2 protein-coding genes and 1 pseudogene are annotated in these 799 nt (G+C 46.8%); all 3 read left to right on the forward strand.

Annotated features, from left to right (window positions below):
• The coding region (locus tag HMPREF9304_RS15000; protein WP_231564518.1) for a conjugal transfer protein TraO at window positions 1-86 on the forward strand (86 nt) is incomplete at its 5' end.
• A gap of 12 nt (window positions 87-98) precedes the next feature.
• Window positions 99-584, forward strand: a complete 486-nt coding sequence (locus tag HMPREF9304_RS10725) for a DUF3872 domain-containing protein (RefSeq protein ID WP_036895243.1) — start codon at window positions 99-101, stop codon at window positions 582-584.
• A pseudogene (locus HMPREF9304_RS15005) lies at window positions 571-750 on the forward strand (lysozyme); the annotation flags it as partial. The gene HMPREF9304_RS10725 and the pseudogene HMPREF9304_RS15005, both read left to right, overlap by 14 nt.
• Window positions 751-799: the final 49 nt, after the last annotated feature.

Raw genomic sequence — 799 nt, forward strand, 5'->3', positions numbered from 1 at the left:
TCAAAGGACAGGGACGCATACTCTTTGGTACGGATGTTCATCATTTTCGCCCTGCTGTATCGGCAGGAATCAGGTTTAATCTATAAATGTAGGGAACAATGAAAAAGAAAATTTTTAATAGTATATGGGTAATGGGAGTGCTAACCCTTGCCGTGTTTTGTTTATCTGCTTGTGATAGGGAGTTGGATGTTCAGCAGTGTTATCCGTTCACTGTCGAGACGATGCCTGTCCAGAAGGACATCGTCAAGGGACAGACGGCAGAGATACGCTGCACCCTCAAACGAGGGGGCGAATTTGCCGACACACGCTACACCATCCGATACTTCCAGCCCGACGGGAAAGGAACGCTAAGAATGGACAATGGGACGGTATTCAAGCCTAACGACCGCTATCCGCTCACCAAGGATGTTTTCCGACTTTACTACACCTCTGCTTCCACAGACCGACAAACCATTGATGTGTATGTGGAGGACAACTTCGGGCAAATCGCCAAACTGTCGTTCAACTTCAACAATGAAAAGGCGGAGGAAAAGGGAAAGACCAACTCAGCAGTAACCAAAGCCTTGAACGATGCGAACTGCTAAACGCTTTGCTTTATTCTGTATAATGTGCTTGCTCTGCCAGCCGACCCTTGCCCAGCGCAGGGTGCGGCTGGCGAACTTGCCACCTTTTGAACGTGCGGTAGTTGTTGTGAAATATTTTGAGGGACTGCACGGTTGGAAGAATTATCCGTATGTTGGGTATGGGCATCATTATCCTAACCTTGATATTATCCTAACTTTATATTGCAAATGATTGA

The sequence above is a fragment of the Hoylesella timonensis S9-PR14 genome (assembly GCF_000762405.1).
Lineage (GTDB): Bacteria > Bacteroidota > Bacteroidia > Bacteroidales > Bacteroidaceae > Prevotella > Prevotella timonensis_A.

What these genes read in the sequence shown, in the direction of transcription:
- HMPREF9304_RS10725 (WP_036895243.1), top strand. Translation starts at nt 99, where the DNA reads ATGAAAAAGAAAATTTTTAATAGTATATGGGTAATGGGAGTGCTAACC.